Source organism: Xanthomonas sp. NCPPB 1754 (genome assembly GCF_041475725.2).
Classification (GTDB): domain Bacteria; phylum Pseudomonadota; class Gammaproteobacteria; order Xanthomonadales; family Xanthomonadaceae; genus Xanthomonas; species Xanthomonas euvesicatoria.
In genome coordinates this window covers 2,442,579-2,465,525 of sequence record NZ_CM192982.1, presented here as the reverse complement: position 1 = coordinate 2,465,525, position 22,947 = coordinate 2,442,579, and the positions used below count along the sequence as shown (strand labels likewise).

Below are 22,947 nucleotides of genomic sequence, written 5' to 3'. Positions count from 1 at the left end.
TAGGGTAATAGCCGAGCATCGGATCGGCAGTGAGTGCTTCGCTACGCGATGCGTCAACCCGTCCGGGCACTGCCCCAGCTGACGCGGAAGTCTTGCGCGGTCCGAATGCCGAACCCACCCTGGACCACGACCGGATTGCCGTCGAATCGCATGTCCGGTAGCCGTTGCGCCATTGCAGCCAGGCCTTCCTCAAGCTCGATCATGGCCAATGCCTCACCGAGACAGCGATGGACACCACCGCCGAATACGAGTTGGCGCTTGGGAGCGTCAGTGCGATGAATGTCAAAGTGCTCCGGTTCCGCATACAGCGCCGGGTCACGTAGTGCAGATAGCGTGGACAAAGACAGGATCTTCCCTGCAGGCACCAAGGTGTCATCCAGCACGATGTCCTCTAACGTGATACGCGGCACCGATGCCACCGCCGGCTGATAACGCAGGCATTCGCGTACTGCCGCCGGAATCAATGCTGAGTCGCTGCAGACCGCTTGCCACTGCTCCGGATGCTGCAGTAAGAGCGAGGTCTGGATTGCAAGTGCACTGCGCGTGGTGTCGCTCCCGGCGAGCAGGATGGACATCAATTGCGCCACGACTTCGGTCTGGGAGAGCTGCCCGGATGCATCGCTGGCAGCAATGTAGCTGGTGATGAAGTCCTCGCGCGGGTGACGCCGACGGTGGGCGATCAAGCCCCGCTCATAGGCATCGAGCTCGCCTGAAGCTTGCTGTAGCTCGGGGACTTCGCCAGGGGTAAAGGTGGAATTGAACGCGCGTGACACGCTGTAAACGCAACGGGTGAAGTCCGGGATATCCGTCTCGGGCAATCCCAGGATGTGGCAAATGACACGCGCAGGAAGCCAGCTTGCGAAGTCGCCGATGACGTCCATTGCGCCCGCGTCGTAGCGCGCATCGATCAGTTGTTCGGCAACGCGACGCGCGTAGGGGCGTACGTCCTGGACGAAGCGCGACGCAAATGCCTGAACGAGCGGTAGGCGCCGGTTCCGATGTGCCGTTCCATTGCTCAGCACCATGGTGTGCTTCAGGAACTCGAGCAAGGGACCATCGGTCACACCGCGCGCGGTGGCGATAGCGATGAGGTTCCGGAGGTGATGACCCCGACCCAATGGCCGCTCAATCTTGGCTCCGAGCGCGATTGGCAATTCGTTGCCGAGCCCAATCCGCATCTGAACGATCGCGCGATTCCGCTCAACATGGGCAAGGTGGCGGGCGGTGGTTCGGCCATCAACGTGATGGTGTGGGCACGCGGCCACCAGGCGGATTGGGACAGCTTTGCGCAGGAGGCCGGCGACGAGGGCTGGAGCTATCGCTCGGTGCTGGATGTCTACCGCCGCATCGAAGACTGGCAGGGCATTGCCGATCCGCTGCGACGCGGGAGCGGTGGCCCGGTCCATGTCGAAACCGCACGCGATCCGCATCCGGTTGCCAGCGCCATGGTCGAGGCCGCCGCATCCACAGGCCTGCCGACGTTCGATAGTCCCAATGGCGAGATGATGGAAGGCCGCGGCGGCGTCGCCTTGACCGAACTGATCGTCAAGGACGGCAGCCGCGCGTCGATCTTTCGCGCTTACGTGTGGCCCAAGCGCCACCAGCCGAACCTGACCGTGCTGCTGCAGACGCAGGTGAGCCGACTGCTGTTCGACGGCCACTCGGTGGTGGGCGTGGAAGCGATCGTTGGCGATCGTCGCCAACGGTTCATGGCCGACCGCGAGGTGGTGGTGTCGCTGGGCGCGATCAATACACCCAAGCTGCTGATGCAGTCCGGGCTCGGCCCCGAATCGGAACTGCGTCCCCATGGCATCCACGTCGTCCAGCATTTGCCGGGCGTCGGCCGCAACCATCAGGACCATGTGGCCTTCGGCTGCATCTTCGAATCCAGGGCGCCGATCGCTGCGCAGTATGGCGGCTCGGAAGCCACGCTCTATTGGAAGACCGACCCGGCGTTGCAGCTACCGGACGTGTTCCACTGCCAGCTGGAATTTCCGGTGGCTACGCCCGAAACCGCGCACATGGGCGTGCCGGACCACGGCTGGATGGTGTTCGCCGGACTGTCGCATCCCAAGAGCCGCGGCAGCTTGCACCTGACCGGTAGCGATCCGGGCGCGCCGCTGCGCATCCACGCCAACACGCTCTCCCACCCCGACGATCTACGGGCGGCGCGTGCCAGCGTTGCCATTGCCCGGGAGCTTGCCCATGCACCGGCGTTCGACGCATTACTGAAGCGCGAAGCGATGCCCGGGCCGCTCTCGGGTGCCGAGATGGACCAATACCTGCGCAACTCCGCCATCACCTTCTGGCACCAGGGGTGCACGGCGCGAATGGGCCGCGATGCCCTCTCCGTCGTCGATGGCCAACTGCGCGTACACGGCATCGACCGCCTGCGCATCGCCGATGCCTCGATCCTGCCCAATGTCACCAGCGGCAACACGATGGCCCCGTGCGTGGTCATCGGTGAACGCGCCGCCGACATCATCAAAGCGGCCCATCGCCTCTGAGCCGCTTCACTCGTTCAACCACGCTCGTTCACCGAAGGAGATCCACCATGCGCTTTCCGTTCCCGTTACTGCTGACAGCCGCCATGGCTGCCGCCACCATGAGTGCTGCCCAGGGCGCTGCCCCCACTGAAGCGCTGCCGGCCGATGCTGCACGCAATGTCGTGTTGGTGCACGGCGCCTTCGCCGATGGCTCCGGTTGGCGCAACGTCTACGAGCGCCTGGTCAAGCGCGGCTATCGCGTGACCATCGTGCAGAACCCGCTCACCTCGCTGGCCGACGACGTCGCGGCCACCCGACGCGCGCTCGATCAGCAAGACGGCCCAACGGTCCTGGTGGGACACTCCTGGGGCGGCACGGTGATCAGCGAAGCCGGCGTGCACGACAAGGTCGTCGGCCTGGTCTACGTCTCTGCACTCGCGCCCGATGCCGGCGAGACCACCGCGCAGCTGTACCAGGGCTTCGCACCAACGCCGGAGTTCGTGATCGACACCCGGCCCGACGGCTTCGGCTTCGTGCGCCCGGCCAACTTCAAGGCCGGCTTCGCCAATGATGTGAGCGATGCCGACGCTGCATTCATGGCCGCGTCGCAGGTGCCGATCAAGATGTCCGCATTCGGCGAGCGGCTGCACCATGCGGCCTGGAAGAGCAAACCGAGCTGGGCCGTGATCGCCACCGAGGACAAGGCGTTCGACCAGGCGATGCTGCTGCACATGGCCAAGCGCATCGGCGCGGACATCACCACCGTGCCGGGAAGCCACGCGCTGTTCATCACGCAGGCGCAGACCGTGTCCGAAGTGATCGACCGCGCAGCACGTGATGCTGCGACAAAAGCCAAGTCCACCTCCAAAGCCAAGAGCAGCGCCAAGACAGGCTGACGCCAAGGTCGATAGCGAACGGGACCGTCGCCGACCATCGGCGACGGCCACCCACGACAGAAGCAGACTCGACAATGCGGTTCATTCGAAAACCTCGTGGTCGGATCGGGCTGGCGATGGGATCGGCCCCTCGCCCATGTCGTCGCAGAGCGAGTGGCTGGTCACAAGATCGAAGAAAAGTCGTCATCGACCACGGCACGGAGCGTGACCACCCGCTTGTCGACGTGGCAAGCCGACACAAAAACACCCTAGCATCGTGCGTGAAGATGCTGTCCCCGCGACGGCGTATCGTGGCACGCCGCGCATGGACGCACTTCCCCAACGCGGTCGATTCGGTCACCCCAGCCGGTCGACACTCGGAATCTGTCCGCGAACGCGGTCATGCCGGGATAGAGAGTCGATGATCAAGCTGCATTCCAACTCCCCCTCCTCCTCTGACGTATCCGTTGCGCGTCCCGCACCCGCCGCCAAGGTGCTGGTGGTGGACGACGACCAGGCGATGGCACAAGTCGTCATGGGCCACATCCGCTCCCACGGCATGGAAGCCTTTGTCGCCACCAGCAGCAGCGAGGTTGCCGAGGCCTTGCGTCGGCGCGAACCGGATATCCTGCTGCTGGACCTGATGCTCAAGCACGAAGACGGTCTGGACTTGTTGCGCGCCTTGCGCAAGGAATCGGACATTCCGGTGATCATCATGACCGGGCATCGCCGCGACGAAATCGATCGCGTGGTAGGGCTTGAGCTGGGCGCCGACGACTACCTGCCCAAGCCGTTCGGGCTGCATGAACTGACCGCACGGATCCGCGCCGTGCTGCGTCGCCATATCGCCTCCAAGGTGGCGGTGGCGCGTGATGCGGGCGAAGGCCGGGTGCGCTTCGCTGCCTGGGAATTCGATTTGCAGGCCCGCACGGTGGGGCGCGCGGGTACGCCCGCCATTCCGCTGACCAAGGGCGAGTACGCGCTGCTGCGCGCCTTTGTCGATGCCCCCGGCCGACCGCTGAGCCGAGAGCACCTGATGCGTGCCACGCGTTTGCATGAGGACGTGTTCGATCGCAGTATCGACGTGCAGATCCTGCGCCTGCGACGCAAGCTGGAACAGGATCCGCGCGAGCCGACGCTGATCGTGACCCAGCGCGGCGCCGGTTATGTCTTCACGCCGCCGGTCGAGCACGCTCGATGACACAGCCGCCGGCGCGAGCCAGGCCAGACCATCGCAAATGGCGTTGGTCGCCGGCGCCGATCCTTAAAGTCGCGCTCGCTTCTGCAGCGTTACTCGTCATGCCGCTCGTGCCGGCAGCTGAAATTGCAGCCCCGTCGGTGCGCACAGGCGAGCCCATCCACGCCATCCAGCCAGCGACCGGCCTGGATAGCCGCAAGGTCGCACTCGGCGCGCTGCTGTTCAATGATCGCCGGCTGTCGGGCGACAATCGCGTTGCCTGCACCTCATGTCATCACCTGGCCAGCAACGGTGCTGCCGCCGATGCGATGACCCGAATGCCCGGGCGCGCGACGCCAGCGTTCAACACACCGACCGTCTTCAATGCCACCGCAAATTTTCGCCTGGGCTGGCGCGGCAATTTCCGCAGCCCGGAAGCGCAAACGGCGTCGTTGCTGGAAAACCCCAGCGTCATGCGCGCCGATATCGCGACGGTGGTAGGACGACTGCAACAAGACACGGTGCTCAATCAGCGCTTTCGCGCGGCCTATGGCAGGCCACCGGATCGGGCCGCGCTGTTCGATGCCATCGCCGCCTACGAACGCTCGCTGGTCACGCCGGGCAGTCGCTTCGATCTCTGGCTGCAAGGCAGCGACGCTGCGCTCAACGCGCAGGAGTTGCGCGGCTACACCACCTTCAAGTCGATCGGCTGCATCTCCTGCCACCAGGGCGTCAACGTGGGCGGCAACCTGTTCCAGCGCAGCGGCATCTTCGCTCCCGCCGCACGGCATGGCACCCCGATCCTGCGGGTTCCCAGCCTGCGCAATGTCGCGACCACCGCGCCCTACTTCCACGACGGCAGCGCGACCACCCTGCCCCAGGCAATCAAGGCCATGGGTACGGCGCAACTGGGCGTCACACTGAGCCCGGCGGATGTGGCCGACATTGCCGCATTTCTGCAGACATTGACCGGCAAGCACCAAGGCCGGCAGTTGACGGCGCCGGCGCCGTGAGGTGGGCGACGATCTTCAGCGCCGTGCTGCTGGCGGGGCTGATCTTCTTCAGCCTGTGCATGGCGGCGCTGGATCGCGACACGCAGCGTTACGGTCATGCGTTGGACGCATTGGACGCGCTGGACATGGTCGATACCAATCTGGACAACGACGTGCTGAAGGCACGCATTGGCCTGTTGCGCGACTACGATTCGCTGGTGAGCGGCGATGCCCGCGCACGCGACATCTTGCAGCACTTGCGCCACCTGGCCGATCACGACCCTGCGTTGTTCCGGGCGATCGCGGCGCTGGACGCCGACTACAACGAGAAATCGCTGCAGCGGGAACTGTTCAAATCGCAGAACTCGCTGCTGTCCAATTCGCTGGCCTACTTCTGGAGCGAGAGCAGCGCGCAGATCCGGCAAGGCGAAGATCCCGCTGAGGCGCGCGCAGCGGGCATGCTGGCGAGCGCGGTACAACGCCTGAGCCTGGACACGACCGGTGATGCAGTGGCACTGGCACGCCGACGCCTGGACGAAGCGGCACAACGCACAACCAGCGCGCCACTGCTCCCGCATGGACGCATGCTGCTGAAGCTGCTGCCGGAGACAGACACCACCATCCGCCGCATGCGTCCGATCGCTTCGCTGGCCTCGTATGGACAGCTCAAGACGTATCTGCAACAGCAGCATGCCAGCCAGCAGGCCACTGCACGCCAGGTTCGCTTCCTGTTGCTGGCATTGGCCGTGGTCATGTTGGGCGCCTTGCTGTACCTGGGCAAGCTGCTGCGGCAACGCGCGCGGGTGTTGCGTCGACGCGCGGAATTCGATCGCTTGATGGTCGCGGTGTCGCGCCGCCTGGTGGCCAACGATCGCCATCAGCTGGACGCCGGCATCGAGGCCGGACTGGTGCGGTTGGCGAAGTGGGCCAAGCTGCCAAGCGCTCGCCTGGGCCTGGTCCCCGTCGGCAGCGACGCGCGGATCTGGCCCGATCCGCAGGACGACACCTTCCGCGCGATGCTTGCCGCGCTGGCATCCACCCAACCGATCGCCGCCAGCGATGTGCTGGTCGTCGACGCCAACGGCACCGTCGCCGTGTTGGGCACGCCCGAACGCGTGCGCGACGCGCAGTGGCTGTGCCTGCGGCAACACGCAGACGCCGGGACGGTCGCGCTGCTGTGCTTGCGGCTGCCGCCACGCGCCCCGCGCCGCGATCGCGGCCTGGCGGCATTGGCCGAACTGTTGCCGCAGCTGCATATCGCGCTCGACACACTGTTCGATGCGCTGGAGCGGCGACGACTCGAAGACGAAGCACTGGCGCTGGAACATCGCCTGGAACTGGCCCGACGGATGGAAACGCTGGGGACCATGGCCAGCGGTATCTCGCACAACTTCAACAACATCGTCGGCGCGATCCGCGGTAATGCCGAGATCGCACTGTCCAAACTGGACCCGCACTCGCCGGCTTCGGAGCACCTGCTCGAGATCAGCCAGACCACCGCCCACGCCTACGATCTGATCGAATCCATCCTCAGCTTCGGCCGCGTGCAGAACTACAACGTGCAGCCGGTCGAATTGAACGCCTTGCTGCAGGGCGCGGTCTCGCTGCTGTCGGTCTCGCTGCCCTCGACGGTGGCCATCGACCTGCAGCAGGAGCAGGAGCCGCTGCACGCGCTGGGCAATCCGGCACAACTGCAGCAGATCATTCTGAATCTGGCCAGCAACGCTGCGCAGGCGATGGATATGCGCGGCACGGTCACGATCCAACTGTCCGCCGGAAAAGGCACTGCAACCGACGGCGCGCCCCGGCGCATCGCGCAGTTGCGTGTGAGCGATCACGGCATCGGCATCCCGCCCGACCAACTGGATCGCATCTTCGATCTGTTCTTCACTACCCGCAGCGGCGGCACTGGGTTGGGGTTGGCAACGGTTCGCAAGATCATCGATAACCACGACGGGCGGATCGACGTGGACAGCGCACTCGGTGTCGGCACGACCTTCGTGGTCGAGCTGCCGCTGCGCACGGGCATCACAGCCGCGCCCCAGGCCGCTCCCCTGCCGAAGACGCGCTCGCGCCATGCGAGCTTGCTGTTGTTGTGCGACGACGCGGCCGAGCTCTACCGTCTGGAAGAAATGCTGGCCGCACTCGGGCACGAACCGGTCGGCATGTTGGAGCTGCCGGCCGCCGTCGCGATGGCGGCTGCCAATCCGGCGCGCTTCGATGGCGTGTTGCTCAAGCGCGATCGCGCCGGCGATGCCGAACAGGCCATCGGCGCGCTGCACGCCGCGGCACCCACGCTGCCGCTGATCCTGGCCACACGTGCGACGAGCCTGGCGACACGCAAGGGTTTGGGCGGCGCCATCGCCGAGATCATTGCGCAGCCGTTCGATCTTGGCGCGCTGGCCATGGCGCTGGAACGTGCACTAGGTCGCACGCTAGAAGTTACAACGCAGGATGAAGGCACCCCTGCTCTGTGACAAATGAAACACAGTCGCTGCGGATCGACACCGGAACGTAGCGCGGGCTGCCTAGCGTAGCGGATGCCCAGGCGCAGCAGACCGCCTGCATTCCACTACGAGCGATCCACGACATGAATATCCGACCAAGCGACTTACCTCTTCTGGTGTCCCTCGACGCATTGCTCGAGCTGAAGAACGTCACCCACGCAGCGCAGCGATTGCACATGAGCCAACCGGCACTGTCTTCGCAACTGGCACGGTTGCGCGTGCTGTTCAAGGATCCCTTGCTGATGCCCTCGGACACCGGGCGCGGCATGGTGGCCACGCCGCGTGCGGATCAACTGGCATCGCCACTGCGCGAAGCCATCGGCAAACTGAGTCTGCTCGGCAAGGACAGTGCGTTCGATCCGTCGACGTCTTCGGCGAGTTTCCGCATTGCCGCCGCCGCCGATGCGATCGGCACGCTGGGTGCGGGGTTGGCGGGATCGATCCAGGCCCAGGGCAATCCGAAGATGCGCCTGGAGTTCGTGCAGATCGGTGCCGACACCAGCCTGGACGCCTTCGAAAGCGGCGAGCTGGATCTGCTGATCGATCATGCGCAGGCAGTTCCTTCCGCGCTGCGTCTGCGCCGCCTGCGCGACGAACGTTACGTGCTGGTGCAGCGCCGTGGCCATCCGCGCGGTACCGCAGCGCTGAGCGCGGCAAGTTACAGCCGGCTGGCGCATGTGCAGGTGGCACACGCACAGGCCTGCAACCTCGCCATCGATGCGCAACTGCAGCAGTTGGGCCACACCCGCCAGATCGCGGTGACCGTGTCGCAGTGCGCGACCGCGCGCGACATCGTGCTCGGCACCGACATGGTCGCCACGGTGCCGGCCACGCTGGCGGCGGAGAGCGGGCATGCACCGCTGGACTGTTTCGACCTGCCCTTCCCGCTGCCGGACATGGCGCTGGCAATGGCCTGGCACCGCCGCAACGATGGCCATGCCGCGCATCGCTGGTTGCGCGAGCGCGTGCTGGAACTGCTGGTTCCAGAAACGCCCGCCGCGCCGGTAGCGCCGCCGGCAGCGCGACGCACCGCCGGCCGTGGCGACCTCATGCTGTCCGTCTCGTGAGCGGCGCCATGCAGATCGACAGCGAACAGCTACTGCAGCCGGTGGACGCACAGGCGCCGTCCGGTCCGAACCTGGAATACACCCCGGAGTTCCAGAGCCTGGAAGAACTGGCGCGCCCGCGTCAGGAACGCGCACTGGGCGCGGGCGTGCTGGTGCCCGAGGCGCCGGAATGGCGTCAGGTCGCCGACAGCGCCGAGCACTTGTTGCTGCGCTCCAAGGACTTGCGGCTGGGCATCTTGCTGAGCATTGCCCGCCTGCACCAGGACGGGCTGGTGGGCTGGTCCAGCGGCGTCAGCCTGCTCCGGCAACTGCTGGAGCGGTTCTGGGACGACGTCCATCCTGGTCTGGATGCCGATGAGGACAACGACCCGACCGAACGCGTCAACGCCATCGCGGCGCTGGCCGACAGCGAGCGCACGCTGACGCAGCTGCGCAACGTCCGCCTGTTCAAGGGACTGCATCCTGGGCATTTTTCGCTGCGCGATCTGCGCATCGTGCAGGGCACGCTCAAGCGCGCTGCGGACGACCCCAGCGAAGCGCCAGAGCCGGCCGCCATCGATGCCTGCCTGCGCGACTGTCCGCTGGAGGTGCTGCTGGAGCTGGATGCGGCCCTGGCCGCTGCGCAGGACGATATCGCCGCCATTGCCGGCGTATTCGCCGAGCGCACCCCCGGATACGGCCCGGAGCTGGCGCCGTTGACGCACGACCTGGGCGAGTTGCGCGCGTTCCTGCGGCCTTATGTCGCCGAGCGTTCCGGCTCCACGGCCGACCCGACCGAGCATGCAGCATCCGGCACCGATGATGCCAATGCATCTGCACCGCGGGCGCAGGTCCTGGAGCATCCGGACGACGTTCGCCGCATGCTCGATCAGCTGTGCGATTACTACGCGCGGCGCGAGCCTTCCAGCCCGGTGCCGTTGTTGTTGCGGCGCGCGCAACGGCTGGTCGGCCTGGATTTTGCCGCGCTGATGCGCGACCTGGCGCCACGCGGGATCGACGAGCTGCAGGTGGTGTCGGGCCAGGACCATTCCGATTAGCGGCTGACAGAACCACCGCACCGCCGCCGGGCGGGCGTGGACGACGCTGTGGATCCTGATGCAGTACGTCTGCACTGTGGTTTTTGTGTGCCATCCACGCTCACCTGGCGGCTGCTCGCGACTGTCGGTCAAACGCGCTAGCCGCGTTGCCGGCCTGCATGGCGGGCGTCACAACGTAGAAAGGCCATGCCAGTACACCCAGGCCGCGCCCAGCAGCATCACCGCCGCCCATAAGCGCAGTTTCCACGAGCGCAACGCCGCCTGCAGGGCGTTCGGCGGCTGGCGATCGCGCCGTACCGTCACGATTGGGGTCGGCAAGTTGCGCGGCGCTGCGACACGCCGGCGGCGCTCGGTCGGTTGGCCTGCCGAGCGCACGATCGATTGCAACAATTGCAGGCGCCGCCGCCGATACTCGGACGGGTCCAGGCGCCGCTCCGCCTGCGCCGCGTTCAAGTCCTGCAGGACCAGGTTGGCCCGGGTTTCCCAGTCGTTCATTCCAGTTCTCTCACCAGGCGTGCACCGATCCCGCGCGCGGCCTCGCCATCGGAGCTCACCGGACCGGGGCCGATACAGGCAGCCGCACCGCGCTGGCTGCCGCGCACGGCCACGCCGTCTCCATCCTGGACCCACTCGGCGATGCCGCCGGCCATGTCGAGCAGCCCCCAGCTGTTGGAGACGGTCGCCGTGCAGGCGCGCTCGCCGGCGCGTGCCGCACGCAACCACTCGGCATCGCGCGGCAGTCGGTATTTGCGGCCGCTGACACTGCTCAGCCAGGCGGCGTAATCGCCGATCAGCGCAAGGCGTACGTCGTCCACCGGCGCCGACCTGCGTGTCCAGCGCGAGACGCTGCAACGTTTGGTGTCGGCGCAGAACAACGCGAAGTCGGCCACGCTGATTTCCCGCCGCATCATCGCCAGCGCCCGCCCGGGCTTGGGCAGCACCACCAGTTCAGGGCCACGACCATGCTTGCCCAGGTCGTCGCTGCAGATGGCCGCACCGCCAGGCGGTGCCGAGACCCGACAGGGATCTTCCGGCTTCGTCGGCGTTGCAGGCGAAGCCGCCACCGGCTCGAGCTTCGGCAGCAGTGTTGCGGTGTAGGACGCACGTTGTCGGCCGGCCTTGGCGACATCGCTCTGGAAGGCCCGGAAGCCGTCGGCGTCCTGCGCTTGCAGCGCCGTCCTGCGCTCGCGCAGACGCTGCAGCACTGCCGGCGCAGGCAGTGCGGTGCCGAGCTGTTCCAGCTCCAGCGCAAACTGGTAACGCGCCAACGCCTGACGCAGGCGCGGCGCGTCCTGTGCGTCCAGTCCCTGCCCAATAACGGCACTGGCGTCTTTCCAGCGTCCTTCGCGGCACAGGCCGCGGGCCAGTCCCAGATAGGCATCGGTCAGCCGCTGCGCGCCTTCGCTGCGCAGGAAGGGATGGCCCGGGCTGCTGGCCGCGATCTGCGCCAGTTGATTCTTCACCTTGACGACATCGTTGGCGGCCGCCGCGGTGCGCACCGACTCGATGCGCGTGGCGATCTGCGCGGCAAGCTGGGTCTGCGCATCGTCCACCAGCGGCGCCGGCGGGACCGACGGCGCGGCGGATGCGGTGACGGTTGCCGCGTCGAGCTCGTGGGCGCATTCCTGCAGCTGCGCGGAGTGCGGGAAGACGCGGCGCCCGGTCGCGAGCCAGCGGCGTGCTGCATCGATGCGACCTGCGCTGAGCGCATCGGCGCATCCGCGCCGGTAACGCAACTCGAGTTCGGCATGCCGCAGCAGGCCGCTGTCCGGTGCCAGGCGGCGCACGCGGTCGAGCAGCGCGACCACGTTGCCGGGTTGATCTTCGAACAGGGCGCCGGCGTCGATTGCGCCGGTCAATGCGGTGTCCAGACCATTGAGCAGGCGATCGCGCTCCTGCTCCATGGCGCTGCGGCGTGCGTCCAGGCGTGGCGAAAACAGCTTCCACTGGTCGCGCAGGATCAAAATGCGCTGCGCGCCCACATAGTCTTCGCGGCCGCGTGCCGGCTGCCAATAGTAATCCAGCCGCCGCAGCAGGAAGGCTTCGATGGTGCTGCTGCGGTCCAGGATCAAGCGCCGGCGGTCGTCCTCTCCCAGCGCCCACAACGCCGCCCGTGCGTGCGCCTCGTGCACGAACCGGTTCGGCGCTTGTGGCGAGAAGCGCTCGAGCACCCCGGCCACCTTCTCCCGCTGCGCATGCACCTGCAGCCACACCGCCGTACCGGCGCCGCCGGCCAGCAACAGCACGCCGGCCAGCAGGTACGGCAACACACGCTCGCTGCGGCTGCGTGGGCGCAGTTGCTCCAGCAAGACCGTCATCGTCGGCCGCGCCGCGGCCGCGAACGCCAGGCTGCTGCGCAGTGCGCGATTCTGCCGGCGGCTCAGCGTCGACAACGGCGCCACGCGCAGCTGCTGCGCCTGCGCCTGCGTCGCCGATTGCTTGCCGAACGGGTGGCGGCCGGACAGCAGTTCATACACCACGCAGCCGAACGCGTAGACGTCGTCGGCGAACGCCGGCTCGTCGCCGCGCAACATTTCCAGGCTGGCGTAGGCGGGTGTCAGTGCGCCCAGCGTCGCGGCGTCGAACAGCGTGTGGTCATCGCCGGATTCGGCGCCGGCCAATTTCGCGGCACGGGCGATACCGAAGTCGAACACCTTGGCCACGTTTCCTGCGCCGACCATGACGTTGCCCGGCTTGAAATCCGAATGCACGATGCCGGCCGCATGCGCGCGTTGCAGGGCGCGCCCCATGCCTTCGATCAGCGGCCATGCCTCGGCCAGCGGCATGCCCTCGCCCAGCCGGCTGCGGATCAGCCCGCGCAGGTCGTCGCCCTCGATGTACTCCATCGTCATGAACACGATGGCGCCGTCCTTGTCGAAGTCGTACACGCGCACGATATGGTCGTGGGCCAGGCTCTGCGCGCGACGCGATTCGCGCTGCAGTGCGATCAGCGAATCCGGATGACGGCGAAAATCGTCGTTGAGCACTTTCACCGCGATATAGGGATGGCGGTCACGTGCCTCCACCTTGCGTTCGTCGCGCGCCAGGTAAACCACGCCCATGCCGCCACGGCCGATTTCGCGCACCAGCAGAAAGCGTGCCTTCAGCAGCATGCCCACGCCCACCTGGGCCTCGCCCTGCAATTGCGCGACCCGCCGCCAGCTCGATGCGCCGGCACTGTCATCGCTGTGCGTTGGCGGGTTGACCCGGGTCGCCGCGTCCGCCGACGCCTGCGCGGCGCGCTGCTGGGTCAGCGGTGCGATGCGGGTGACATCGTCATCCACAGCCGGCGGCTGTGGTGGCGTATCGGCAAGTTCGCGGGCCGGTCGTACGCGGGTACGGTCGTCGTCCGGCGGCGAGGTGCGGCCGGTCGTGTCGTGATCGCGGGTGGTCATGGCAGAGCATTCCGTGGGGCCAGGCGCAGGGCCACGGCCGAGACGTTGTCGCGCCCGGCACGGCCGAGCGCGGTATCGAACAGGCGCGCCACCAGCGCAGCGGGCTGCTGCTCGCGCCGGCAGTGGGCGGCGATCTCATCGTCGCTGAGTTCCTTGTTGATGCCATCCGAGCACAGCAGGTAGTGCTGCCCCGGCCGGCGCGCGCGCACCATCCAGTCCACGTACAGCGCATCGTCGGCGCCGATCGCGCGGGTGAGCGCACCGCCGGCCGGCTGCGTTCGTCCCACCTGCGTCAACTCGTCCTTGTCGCCGGCCACGTGGTCGCGGGTCAGCAACTGCAGCCGGCCTTCTTCGAACGCATAAGCACGGCTGTCGCCCACCCAGCCGCACATCAGCAGGTCGTGGTCGTGCACCAGCACCACCACGGTGCTGGCGATCACGTCCACCCGCCGCGCGCGCGCCAAGGCACGCAGTTGCTGGTTGACCTGGCTCAGCCGCGCATCGATGGCGTCGACGAAGCTGGCCAGGTCACCGTCGCGCCGCAACGCGCCCAGTGCATCGACGACCATGCGACTGGCGAGATCGCCGGCACTGTGGCCACCCAGCCCATCGGCCACTGCCCACAGACCGAGATCGTCGCGCAGCAGGATCGCATCCTCGTTCTGGCGCCTGACATTGCCTTGCTCGGTACGCCCGGCGGACACGTAACAGGCGCTCATTGCATGTGCTCTGCAACGCATGCGTTCGCTGTTTGCAATGCGCCAAGCAGGACGTGTGCATGGCAGGCCGCAGGCCAGCCGGCGAACTGCATCCAGGCACCCGGCGCAGATCCTGTCATGGCCGTCCACCACAGGCTGCTGCCAGCGGTGATTGCGCCAGCAGGCGACGGCGGCGACGGCGGCGACGCCGACATGGTTGTCTCGTCGTGCGCCTGCTGTGCGAGTGTCACGCAGACGCGGTCCAACCAGGCACCGTCCTGCTGTCGCTCTGCCCCGATGTTGCACAACACTGTGTCGGCAGCATCCAGCCACGTTGGCAAATGCAGATAGGTCGGCATGACCGCAGCCGTCGTGCCATCGGCATCGCCTGCAGGCAGCGGTGCGGCGATGACCAGGGGAAAGGCGCGGCCGACCCGATCGACGCTGGCACGCATCGCCCCGGCCCATGCGGCCGTCCCAGCCAGGCCCGGCAGCAGCACGAAGCGCCACACCGGTGCCTGGCCCTCAGGCGCCCTGCTCACTGCCCCGGCGGCAGACAGCACGCCTTGCATCGCCGCGTGCCATGGGTCGACAAAGCTCTCCGGCAAGCGCCGATGCACGAAATCGCCAACCGCGGGCAGCTTGCCGTAGAAGCCCGGCGGGCATTGCACGGCGCTCATGGGCAACTGAACCGCTGCACGGCCGACGCCGCAAAGGGATGCCGCAGGCTCGCCGGCTGGACGTCCAGCCGCACCGTGGCGCTGCCCAGGGCGAGGCTGGCGGTGTAATCCAGATCGCCGCTGCGTCGCAGCCGCCCGGCCTGCAGCGCCCGAAACCAGGCCCAGGGACCGCGGTATTCGAGCATCGGCAAGGCCTGCCCGCTGGCGTCCCACGCCGCGACACGCACCAGGCCCGGATTGGGTCCGGGCCAGGTCATCGACTGGCTGGCACGCGCGCCTTCGCGCACCTCCAGGGTTTGCCCATCCACTTCCAGTTGCAGTCGGCTGATTGCCGCTTGCAGTGGGATGGAGACAGTGAAGGCGACCTGCGGCTGCGCGCCGCCGCCCGCGAAGAACGCTTGCTTGATCTCGTCGGCCAGTTGCGCGCGCTCCAGCACGTCGTCGGCACCGACCGCCACCATGCCCGGATTCCATTGCCAGCGGCGCCCGCTGGTATCGACCTTGCCGAGCAGGGACTGCTGCGCAAAGCGGTCCATGCGCCCGCCGGGTCCGAACAGTTCGGCGAAGTCGCGCAACGGGATGTCGTTGCGGCTGCCCGGCACGAACGGGAAGCGCCCGCTCACCAGCAGCGCGCACTCGCGTCCGGTCGCCTGCCGCTGCGCGTTGCGTAGCGCCTCGCCGGCGCTGCTGGCAGTCAATGCGCGGCCGCGGCCGGATAGGGTCGCCATCCAGTTTCCCAGCGGCGGCGGCAATTGTTCGGCCTGTTGCGCGGCGATCAGCAACGCCGGATCGTTCTGGTCGGCGGCAACGCCGGCAGCAGCGCCCAACAGCGTACGGCTCATCTGGGTCAGCGCGGCCAGGGTTTCGTCCAGCGCGCTGGCGCCCGGGCCGCCATCGAGCAAGCGGTTGAGCGGCTCGAAATGGCGTTCGATCGGGTCGGCCGCCACATCGGGCTCGGCCGCGGCGGTGGCCTCTCCACCCGCTGCAGCACTCGCACCGCCCTTGGCCGGTGGCGTGCGCCCCAGTGCGTGGGTGTGTTCGCGCAGCAGCACCAGCAAGGCCTTCAACGGCGATGCCGGCCCGCCCAGCTTGGCGGCCACCGCACTCGCCTGCCCGGTCTGGGCGACCGGCCGCAGCACCAGGTCGGCCAGCAGGCTGTCCCAGGCAGCGATGTAATCGCGCTGATACAGCGCCAATACCTGGCGCTCCAGCTGCGAACGCGCCAGCGGGTCCAGCGGTGCCGTGCCCAGTACCCAATCGTCGGCGAGGAACTGCTGCACACCACGCGCGATGCCGCCACCGGTCTGTGCCTGGAACGCCTGGCGGGTAAACAGCGGCGGCAATGGCGCAGACAACGGCAGGCCACTGCGGCGTTCGAAGACATCGCCCAACAGGCCCAGGCGGCGATCCAGACGTGGCGCCTGGCCGGCATCGACGCCGGGTTGCGTCAGCTTGAGGCCACCGTAGACCAATGCCGGCAGTTCGGCGGTTCGCAGGCTCGCCCGTGTCTGTTCGATCTGCTGCCGATCCAGCGCGAGCGCGCGGGCACCGTCCACCGGACCCAGCAGGGCGCGCAGATGCCGGTTCAATCCCGCACGCACCGACGCATCGTCGGGAAATATCTGCCGCCAGACCGTGCCTGCCAGCGTGGCCAGATGCAGGACGTCGCGGCGCGCCGGGTCGCCCAGCATCAGGTAGCCCTTCAGCAGCGGATACAAGCGTTGCGGATCGTTGCTGGCCTGCTCCAGCTTGCGTCGCAGCGATTGCGCCAATGCCGGCAGCAACGCGCCATTGAGGTCGCGCAGATAGGCGTCCTGCACATCGCGCGCCAAAGCGCTGCCCTGGTGCAGACCGAAGCGTCGCGACCACGGGATCGACTGACCCGGCGGCAGTGCCACATCGCGCGCGCGCGCCAGCGCGTCGAAACGCTGCAAGGCCTTGGCATAGAACGCGGCCTCGCCGGCATCGGCAGGCAGCGGGCCGGCAGGATAGGCGTCGAGCGCATCGCGCACCTGCCCGATCAGTTGCACGTTGCGGGCGTAACTGCCGGCCATGCCCGACAGCACGCCCAGGGTGGTGGCGGTCAACACGGCCCAGCAAGCCAGCTGCAGCAACCGACGGCGCTGCGCGCTGCCGGGTTGGCTGCCGGCCAGGCCCGCCTCGGCGAAGACGACGTCGTTTAGCAAGCGTGGCAGGAAGTAACTGCGTGGCGCGCTGATGGCCGGCGGCAGGCCGGCAGCGGCGACGCCGAAGTGTCGCGCCACTGCCGAGATGACGCGGTCGATCGGATGGCCTTGCTGCGTCCCCGAGCTCAGATAGACACCACGCAGCCACGGCTGGCCGGCATAGCCATGGCGGCCGAACGCGGTCTGCACGAACTCCATCAGCGTCGGCTGCAGCAACCGCAACTGCTGCGGGAAGGACAGCACCGCGGCACGCTCGCGTGCATCGCGCGCCCGATGCACGCGCTCCAGCACGCGCTGATCGATCCGCTCCAGCAGGCGTTCGAGCTCGGTGGGGAATCGCGTCAACGGATCGGTGTCATCGGCGGCCTGCGCCTGTGGGAACGACACTCCCCACACCTGCGCGCGGCCGGCGGCATCCAGATCGGCGAAAAATTCGGCAAAGCCCGACACCAGGTCGCATTTGGTCACGACCAGGTAGACCGGCACGCGGGCGCGCAGTTTGTCGACCAGTTCGTCCAGCCGATGACGCACCGCGCGCGCATGCGACAGACCGGCATCGCCATCGAGCTCCAGCAACTCGGTCACGCTCACGGTCACGATGACGCCATTCAACGGCTGCCGGCGGTGCCGCCGCAGCAGGTCCAGAAAGCCGTGCCAGGCACCGGCATCGGCGATGGCGTCCGAATCCTGGGTGGTATAGCGCCCGGCGCTGTCGAGGAACACTGCCTGGTCGGCGAACCACCAATCGCAGTTGCGCGTACCGCCAACCCCTTCCAGCGCGGCGTGGTTGCCATGTTCCTTGAGTGGAAACTCCAGGCCCGAAGACTGCAGCAAGGTGCTCTTACCGGAACCGGGCGCGCCGATCAGCAGATACCAGGGCAGCACATGCAGGCCGGGACCGTTGCGACGGCGCCGCCGCAGCACCGCCATCGCCTCGGCAAAACGCGCACGCAGGCGGACCTGTTCCTGCGCTGCACGTGCGCGGCTGTCGTTGCCGCTGGCGTCCTCGGCGCTGGCGCCCTGCCCGACCAGTTCGCCGGCCATGCGCTGCTGCTTGGCGTTGTCGTGGCGCCAGCGCAGGTAGCGCCACCCCGCCCACACCAGCAGCAGCACGGCCACGGCCAGCAGGCGGCCGCTCACGCTGGCCAGCGGCTGCATGCGGCCCACGCTGAGATAGGGGCCGCCGACCCAGACGAGCATGGCCAACAGCGCGAGGACGGCAGCACTGGCGACGTGGCGGGTGCGCAGGAAATCGAGCACAAATCGCATGGGTCAGGTCTCGGGAATCAACAGGATTTCGACGCGTCGATTGCGCGCACGGTTGCCGGGCAGCTGCGGCGGTAACGCAATGGGCTGGGAATCGCCCGCGCCGCTGGTCTGGACGCGGCGCGGGTCGCGCAAGCCGGCCGCCAACACGGCGCCCACGCTCTGGGCGCGACGCGCCGACAAGGCGAAGTTGTCCTTGAAGCGCAGCGAGCGCACCGGTTGGTCGTCGGTATGTCCCACCACCACCACCCGCCCCGGCACCTGTTCCAGCGCCGCAGCAACGCGTTCGAGCAGGCGGGTCTGATCGGCATCCAACTCCGCGCTCCCGCTGGGGAACATGGACGCACTGGCCAGGCGCACGGTGCTGCGACCATCGCCCTCGGTCTGGACGGTCAGCCACCCTGCGCGTTGCTCGGCGGCCAGCAGCGGTGCAAGCGCTGCGCTGGTTGCGGGTGTGGCCGCCGCCGGGATCGGCAACGTCACCCGCTCCAGGCCGATGCGCGCCAGCTGCGCGCTGATCGGCGCGGTCAGCGCATTGAGGCGCGCATGCAACCACACGAACGCCAGCAGCACGATGCACAGCGAGGCCAGCGTCGCGATCCACAGCGGCGTGGCCGCCGTATTGCGCAGCAACGGTGCCTGCGCGCCTTGCCAGTTGGGCGACAGCTCGGCAGGCGCCGGCAGGCGCTGGCGCTGGATGAGTTGGTACAGCTCGGCCTGGCGATCGGCCAGCCGCGCGCGCCCGCCCTGTTCCACCCGATAGCGACCGCCAAAGCCGAGCGCCAAGGCCAGATACAGCAGCTCCAGCAGGTCCAGGTGCCGCGCCGGATCGCGCGCCAGCCGATCGAGCAGGTCGAAGACCTTGGCGCCGCCATAGGTCTCGCCGTGGAAGGTCACCAGCAAGGTGCGCTGCGACCAGCCGCTGCCCTCGCCCCACGGCGCGGCCAGCACGGCTTCGTCCAGCAGCGTGCACAGCACATAGCGCGCGGCGATGCCGGTCTTGTCGTCGATGCCCTGTTGCCGCAGCTCCTGCTCGAAGCGCTGCAGGCGCGTGCTGCAGTGTTCGCGCAAGGTGGCGATGTCCGGCGTCTGCGTGGAGTGTCGCAACTGCACCGCCAGCAACAGCAGCGGCGTGGCGGCGCGCACCACCGCATTGCCCTGCATCGCGCCCGGCGCCGCACGCATGACGGCATCCAGGTCGGGCGGTGGCACGGTGCGCGTCGTCGCCTGGCGAGCCGGCGTGGCGGCAGCGGCCCGCGGCGCCGGCGTCGCGCTGCGGACCACGGTGGCATCGTCGTCGTGTTGGTCGACCGTATTGCTCATCTCAATTCCTCACCGCCCACAGCTCCAGTTCCAGGCCGGGAAAACCACTGCCGAAATGCAGCGCCACGCCACCGGAGGTGCGCAGCGTCTTCCACAGCGACGATTGCCGATCGAGTTCGAAGTAAGCGCAACCGGCGTGATACGGCACCTGCCGCGGCGCCATCGCCAGCGCGCTCACGGCCACCCCTGGCAATTGCAGGTTCACCAGGTCGCGAATCTTCTCCACCGGGCCGATCTTCGATTCGGTGGGCAGCCGCTTGCGCAAGTCTTCGGCGCGCAGATCGGCCTTGACCGCCAGCACGAACGCCGCCGAGTCCAGCAAGGCCGGATCGGGCACCATGCCCACCCATACGCCGTACTTGCGTTGCTGCAAGGGCACGGTAATCGCCGACTGTTCGAGCACCGCGCTCAGGCTTTCGCGCAAGGACACCACCACCGGCTCGAAGCTCGCCTGCAACGCATCGTGTGCATACGGCGGGAATGGCCCGCTGCGTTTGCTGGCACGGGTGAAGGTCGCCAGTTCGCCAGCCATCCCCAGCAGCACGCAGTACAGTGCTTCGGGATGCTCCAACGGCGCGCTCGCCCAATGCGCCACCAGCGGTTGGTAGCGGTTGATCACCTGCAGCATCAGCACGTCGGCGATTTCCGCCACGCCACCCCTGTCGCTGCCGGCCACGCGTTCGGCCAGCGCCTGGCCGCGCTGGTGCAATAGCCCCAGCAACTCGGCCAGCAGCGTAGATAGGCGCGCTGCGCCTTCGATCCGGCTGGCGGTCGGGATGAAGGCGTCATCGAGAATCACCCGTCGATCGGCGCGGCATTCGACGATGCGCGCCATCGGCACCTCCACCAGCCCTTCGCCCGGTTCGGACTGCAGGCGCAGGCGACTGGCCAACACGCCCACTTCCAGCAGCACGGTACCGGCGATGCTGCCGGAGGCATCGCCGACTTCCGCTTCGCCCACGCGATAGCGCGCCAGCCGGCTGCCATCGCCATCAGGCCAGGCGCTATCGGGTTGGGCGGTTGCGCGCAGCGGCAGCGCCAGGCTCACCACCTGGTCGCGGCAGTTGGCCGGCACGTCCAAGGCTGGCGGCGCCGGATCGCGATCGGGAATGGAAAACGGCGTGCCGTCAGGAAAGCAACCGCGGGCGCGACGGATGCCGAGCTTGCCGATGGCCAGCAGTTCCGGCTCCAGCTCCAATTGGCTGAATCCCCACGCATGCGGGCGCAGCGCGCCGGCCTGCAGTTCCATGTAGCGCTCGAGATAGCGCTCCTGTTGTTGCATGTGCTGCGGGCGCAGGAACAGGCCCTCGCTCCAGATCACCTTGTTGTAGGGGGTCATGCTCGGTCGCCGTCTGCGGGTTGGGCCTGCGTCTTGGCGCGGGCCAGCTGTTGTTCGTAGGCGCGGGCGAACTCTTCGCCGAACAGGCGGCGGAAGCGCTCGTCAGGATCGCCGAGCAGCTCGCGGTAGTGCTGCGCGTAGCGTCGCCAGGGCCGATTGCCCCAGGACGCGAGCGCGGAATGGCCGGCGGCGTCTGCCTCGAAGCGTGCCGGATCGAACTGGGTGAACACATGCTCGAAGGCCGCACGCATGCCGGCCAGCAAGGCCACCTGGTGACGCCCGATGTCCTCCATCGCTTCGTCGATCGCAGCCGCACCGGTCAGATAGCCGGGGCCTGCTGGCGCCAACAGGCGGGCGACCGCTTCGTCCACGGTGGCGGCGAATTTGAGCGGGTTGTTCTCCGTGCGCTGGATCAGCGTGACCGGCAGGCGCAGGCTGTTCTTCAGCTCGGCGCGTGCGTGCAATACATCCATCAGGCCTGCGGTCATGGCGGCGAACAGCGCAGGCAGTTCGGGTGCATCCGGCGACTGTGCGACGACCGGCTGCGCTGCGGTGGGGACCGCAGCGGACGTCGATGCCGGCGCGACTTCGCTTGCCGAGGCCGGCATTGGCATTGGCGCCGGTGTCGGTGCTGGCGCCGCGGCGACGATGGAAACTGGCGCGGGCTGCAACGGCGTTGGCACGGCCGCGATTGCATCGGCAGCCGGCGGCAACGCAAATTCGCTGCGTGTCAGATCCCAATGCTCGGGCAACACGACGCCAGCGGCAGCCGGCACGGCCACGGGGGCACGATAGGCGTCAGCCGTTGCCGGCGCATGCCCCAGCCCGAACGCCGCCGCATCGCCCTGGCTGCCGGCCAGCGTGAACGAAGTGGCGAACAAGGCCAGCGGGTCGGTGTCGGCCGGTTGCGTCGACGCTGCCCCAAGTTCGGCAAACACATCGCGCTCGCGCTCCAGCGGCGGTTGCTGGGATGGCTGCGGTGGTGGCGTCGGCGACAGTGTCCACGGCTCGGCGTGATTCCAGGTCTGCGTGGCCGCCGGAACAGCGGTGACGCCTGCGCCTTCCACCGCCACCTCGATCTCGAAGGCATCGATGCGCAAGGCGTCGCCGGCATGCAGCGGCACCGGGAAGCCGGCACGCAGCGGCACGCCGTTATGCAGGACACCGTTGGTGCTGTGATCCTCGATGAAATACACGCCATCGAGATGGCGCACGCTGGCATGCAGGCGCGATACGCCTTCGCCTTCCAGCACCCAGTCGCAGGAGGCGTCGCGGCCGATGCGCCCGCCTTCTGCCGCGAAGCTGACCTGCGCTTGCTTGCTGCCCGACACTGCCTGCGCATCGCGCACCGTCAGCGTCAGTCGGGGCGACGCCGCGCTCATGGCGTACGCTCGCGCACGCGCAATCCGGACAGCAGCCGTGCGGCATCTTCGCTCCAGCGCACCAATTGCGCTTCGAAGGTTGCAGGCTCGCGCCCAGCCAGATGCAGCAACGCCGCCACGGCCGCCGCCGCGGTCAGGTGGTCGGCCACCGGCGGGCCGTCCTCCTCGCTCAGGCTGCCATCGCTCCAGGCCGCGGCCGCCGCCAGCCAGGCGCCGACCGATTGATAGTCGTCGTCGGCGGCGAATGCACGTGCGCTCTCGCGCTGGCTTGGGCCCGGCTGCTGCACCCACGCCTGCGCCAACCGCAGACCTTCGCTGTCGTGGCCGCTGAGCGTTTGCGCGCGCATGCACTGGCACAACCACGCCACCGCATACGGCCTGGGCAACAAGCGCAACGCCAACGGCAACGCGTCCTGGGCAAGCCCGCGCGCCAGCAATTCGCGCACGGCAGTCTCCGGCGCCATGTCCGGCGCCAGGGCGGCATGCGCGCAGGGAGAGAGCCGCATCTGCCGCGCGGCGGGAAGAATCTGCAACATG

Annotated in this window: 17 protein-coding genes and 1 other RNA gene; 8 read left to right on the top strand and 10 right to left on the bottom strand. The window is 67.9% G+C overall.

The annotated features are described in order from the left end of the window. Positions 1-53: 53 nt before the first annotated feature. Positions 54-1,049, bottom strand: a complete 996-nt coding sequence (locus ACCQ15_RS10755) for a cytochrome P450 (RefSeq protein WP_372381501.1) — start codon at positions 1,047-1,049, stop codon at positions 54-56. Here ACCQ15_RS10755 and ACCQ15_RS10750 point away from each other — a divergent pair. From ACCQ15_RS10750 to ACCQ15_RS10715, 8 genes are all read left to right on the top strand, one after another. Further along, positions 1,029-2,507: a GMC family oxidoreductase gene (locus ACCQ15_RS10750; RefSeq protein WP_372381500.1), complete on the top strand. Its 1,479-nt coding sequence runs from the start codon at positions 1,029-1,031 to the stop codon at positions 2,505-2,507. The genes ACCQ15_RS10755 and ACCQ15_RS10750 overlap by 21 nt on opposite strands. 47 nt (positions 2,508-2,554) lie before the next feature. Continuing rightward, positions 2,555-3,382: an alpha/beta fold hydrolase gene (locus ACCQ15_RS10745; protein WP_218555140.1), complete on the top strand. Its 828-nt coding sequence runs from the start codon at positions 2,555-2,557 to the stop codon at positions 3,380-3,382. Between the two features lie 400 nt (positions 3,383-3,782). After that, positions 3,783-4,562: a response regulator gene (locus ACCQ15_RS10740; protein ID WP_372381499.1), complete on the top strand. Its 780-nt coding sequence runs from the start codon at positions 3,783-3,785 to the stop codon at positions 4,560-4,562. Further along, a complete protein-coding gene (locus ACCQ15_RS10735; protein ID WP_033479007.1) occupies positions 4,559-5,551 on the top strand; it encodes a cytochrome-c peroxidase in 993 nt (330 codons plus the stop codon). The genes ACCQ15_RS10740 and ACCQ15_RS10735 overlap by 4 nt, the downstream gene beginning before the upstream one ends. 23 nt (positions 5,552-5,574) lie before the next feature. Further along, positions 5,575-8,007 (top strand): two-component system VirA-like sensor kinase, encoded by a 2,433-nt coding sequence (locus tag ACCQ15_RS10730; RefSeq protein ID WP_372381560.1) that lies wholly within the window; start codon positions 5,575-5,577, stop codon positions 8,005-8,007. 113 nt (positions 8,008-8,120) lie between these two features. Further along, positions 8,121-9,104, top strand: a complete 984-nt coding sequence (locus ACCQ15_RS10725; RefSeq protein ID WP_122272945.1) for a LysR family transcriptional regulator — start codon at positions 8,121-8,123, stop codon at positions 9,102-9,104. Positions 9,105-9,112: 8 nt separating this feature from the next. Beyond that, positions 9,113-10,141 (top strand): type VI secretion system protein TssA, encoded by a 1,029-nt coding sequence (gene tssA / locus ACCQ15_RS10720; protein ID WP_372357363.1) that lies wholly within the window; start codon positions 9,113-9,115, stop codon positions 10,139-10,141. A gap of 58 nt (positions 10,142-10,199) precedes the next feature. Further along, positions 10,200-10,284: non-coding RNA, sX9 sRNA (locus ACCQ15_RS10715), on the top strand. 25 nt (positions 10,285-10,309) lie between these two features. Here ACCQ15_RS10715 and ACCQ15_RS10710 read toward each other — a convergent pair. From ACCQ15_RS10710 to ACCQ15_RS10670, 9 genes are read right to left on the bottom strand one after another with little or no spacing between them, the layout of a single operon-like run. Continuing rightward, positions 10,310-10,636: a hypothetical protein gene (locus ACCQ15_RS10710; protein ID WP_014090206.1), complete on the bottom strand. Its 327-nt coding sequence runs from the start codon at positions 10,634-10,636 to the stop codon at positions 10,310-10,312. After that, positions 10,633-13,536: a bifunctional serine/threonine-protein kinase/formylglycine-generating enzyme family protein gene (locus tag ACCQ15_RS10705; RefSeq protein ID WP_372381498.1), complete on the bottom strand. Its 2,904-nt coding sequence runs from the start codon at positions 13,534-13,536 to the stop codon at positions 10,633-10,635. Before ACCQ15_RS10705 ends, ACCQ15_RS10710 begins: the two co-directional genes overlap by 4 nt. Then, a complete protein-coding gene (locus ACCQ15_RS10700; protein ID WP_277572767.1) occupies positions 13,533-14,255 on the bottom strand; it encodes a PP2C family protein-serine/threonine phosphatase in 723 nt (240 codons plus the stop codon). The genes ACCQ15_RS10705 and ACCQ15_RS10700 overlap by 4 nt, the downstream gene beginning before the upstream one ends. After that, positions 14,252-14,914, bottom strand: coding sequence for a type VI secretion system-associated protein TagF (gene tagF / locus ACCQ15_RS10695; protein WP_372381497.1), 663 nt, complete (start codon positions 14,912-14,914; stop codon positions 14,252-14,254). Before tagF ends, ACCQ15_RS10700 begins: the two co-directional genes overlap by 4 nt. Further along, positions 14,911-18,369 (bottom strand): type VI secretion system membrane subunit TssM, encoded by a 3,459-nt coding sequence (gene tssM, locus ACCQ15_RS10690; RefSeq protein ID WP_372381496.1) that lies wholly within the window; start codon positions 18,367-18,369, stop codon positions 14,911-14,913. The genes tagF and tssM overlap by 4 nt, the downstream gene beginning before the upstream one ends. A gap of 3 nt (positions 18,370-18,372) precedes the next feature. After that, the gene (icmH, locus tag ACCQ15_RS10685; RefSeq protein WP_031422699.1) at positions 18,373-19,689 is read right to left on the bottom strand and encodes a type IVB secretion system protein IcmH/DotU; all 1,317 of its coding nucleotides are present in this window, start codon (positions 19,687-19,689) and stop codon (positions 18,373-18,375) included. A gap of 1 nt (position 19,690) precedes the next feature. After that, entirely contained in the window at positions 19,691-21,028 is a 1,338-nt protein-coding gene (tssK, locus tag ACCQ15_RS10680) for a type VI secretion system baseplate subunit TssK (RefSeq protein WP_372381495.1), read from the bottom strand. Further along, complete coding sequence (tagH, locus tag ACCQ15_RS10675) at positions 21,025-22,410, bottom strand: type VI secretion system-associated FHA domain protein TagH (RefSeq protein ID WP_372381494.1); 1,386 nt, start codon at positions 22,408-22,410, stop codon at positions 21,025-21,027. Before tagH ends, tssK begins: the two co-directional genes overlap by 4 nt. After that, complete coding sequence (locus ACCQ15_RS10670; RefSeq protein WP_008577836.1) at positions 22,407-22,946, bottom strand: DUF6931 family protein; 540 nt, start codon at positions 22,944-22,946, stop codon at positions 22,407-22,409. The genes tagH and ACCQ15_RS10670 overlap by 4 nt, the downstream gene beginning before the upstream one ends. Position 22,947 lies beyond the last annotated feature (1 nt).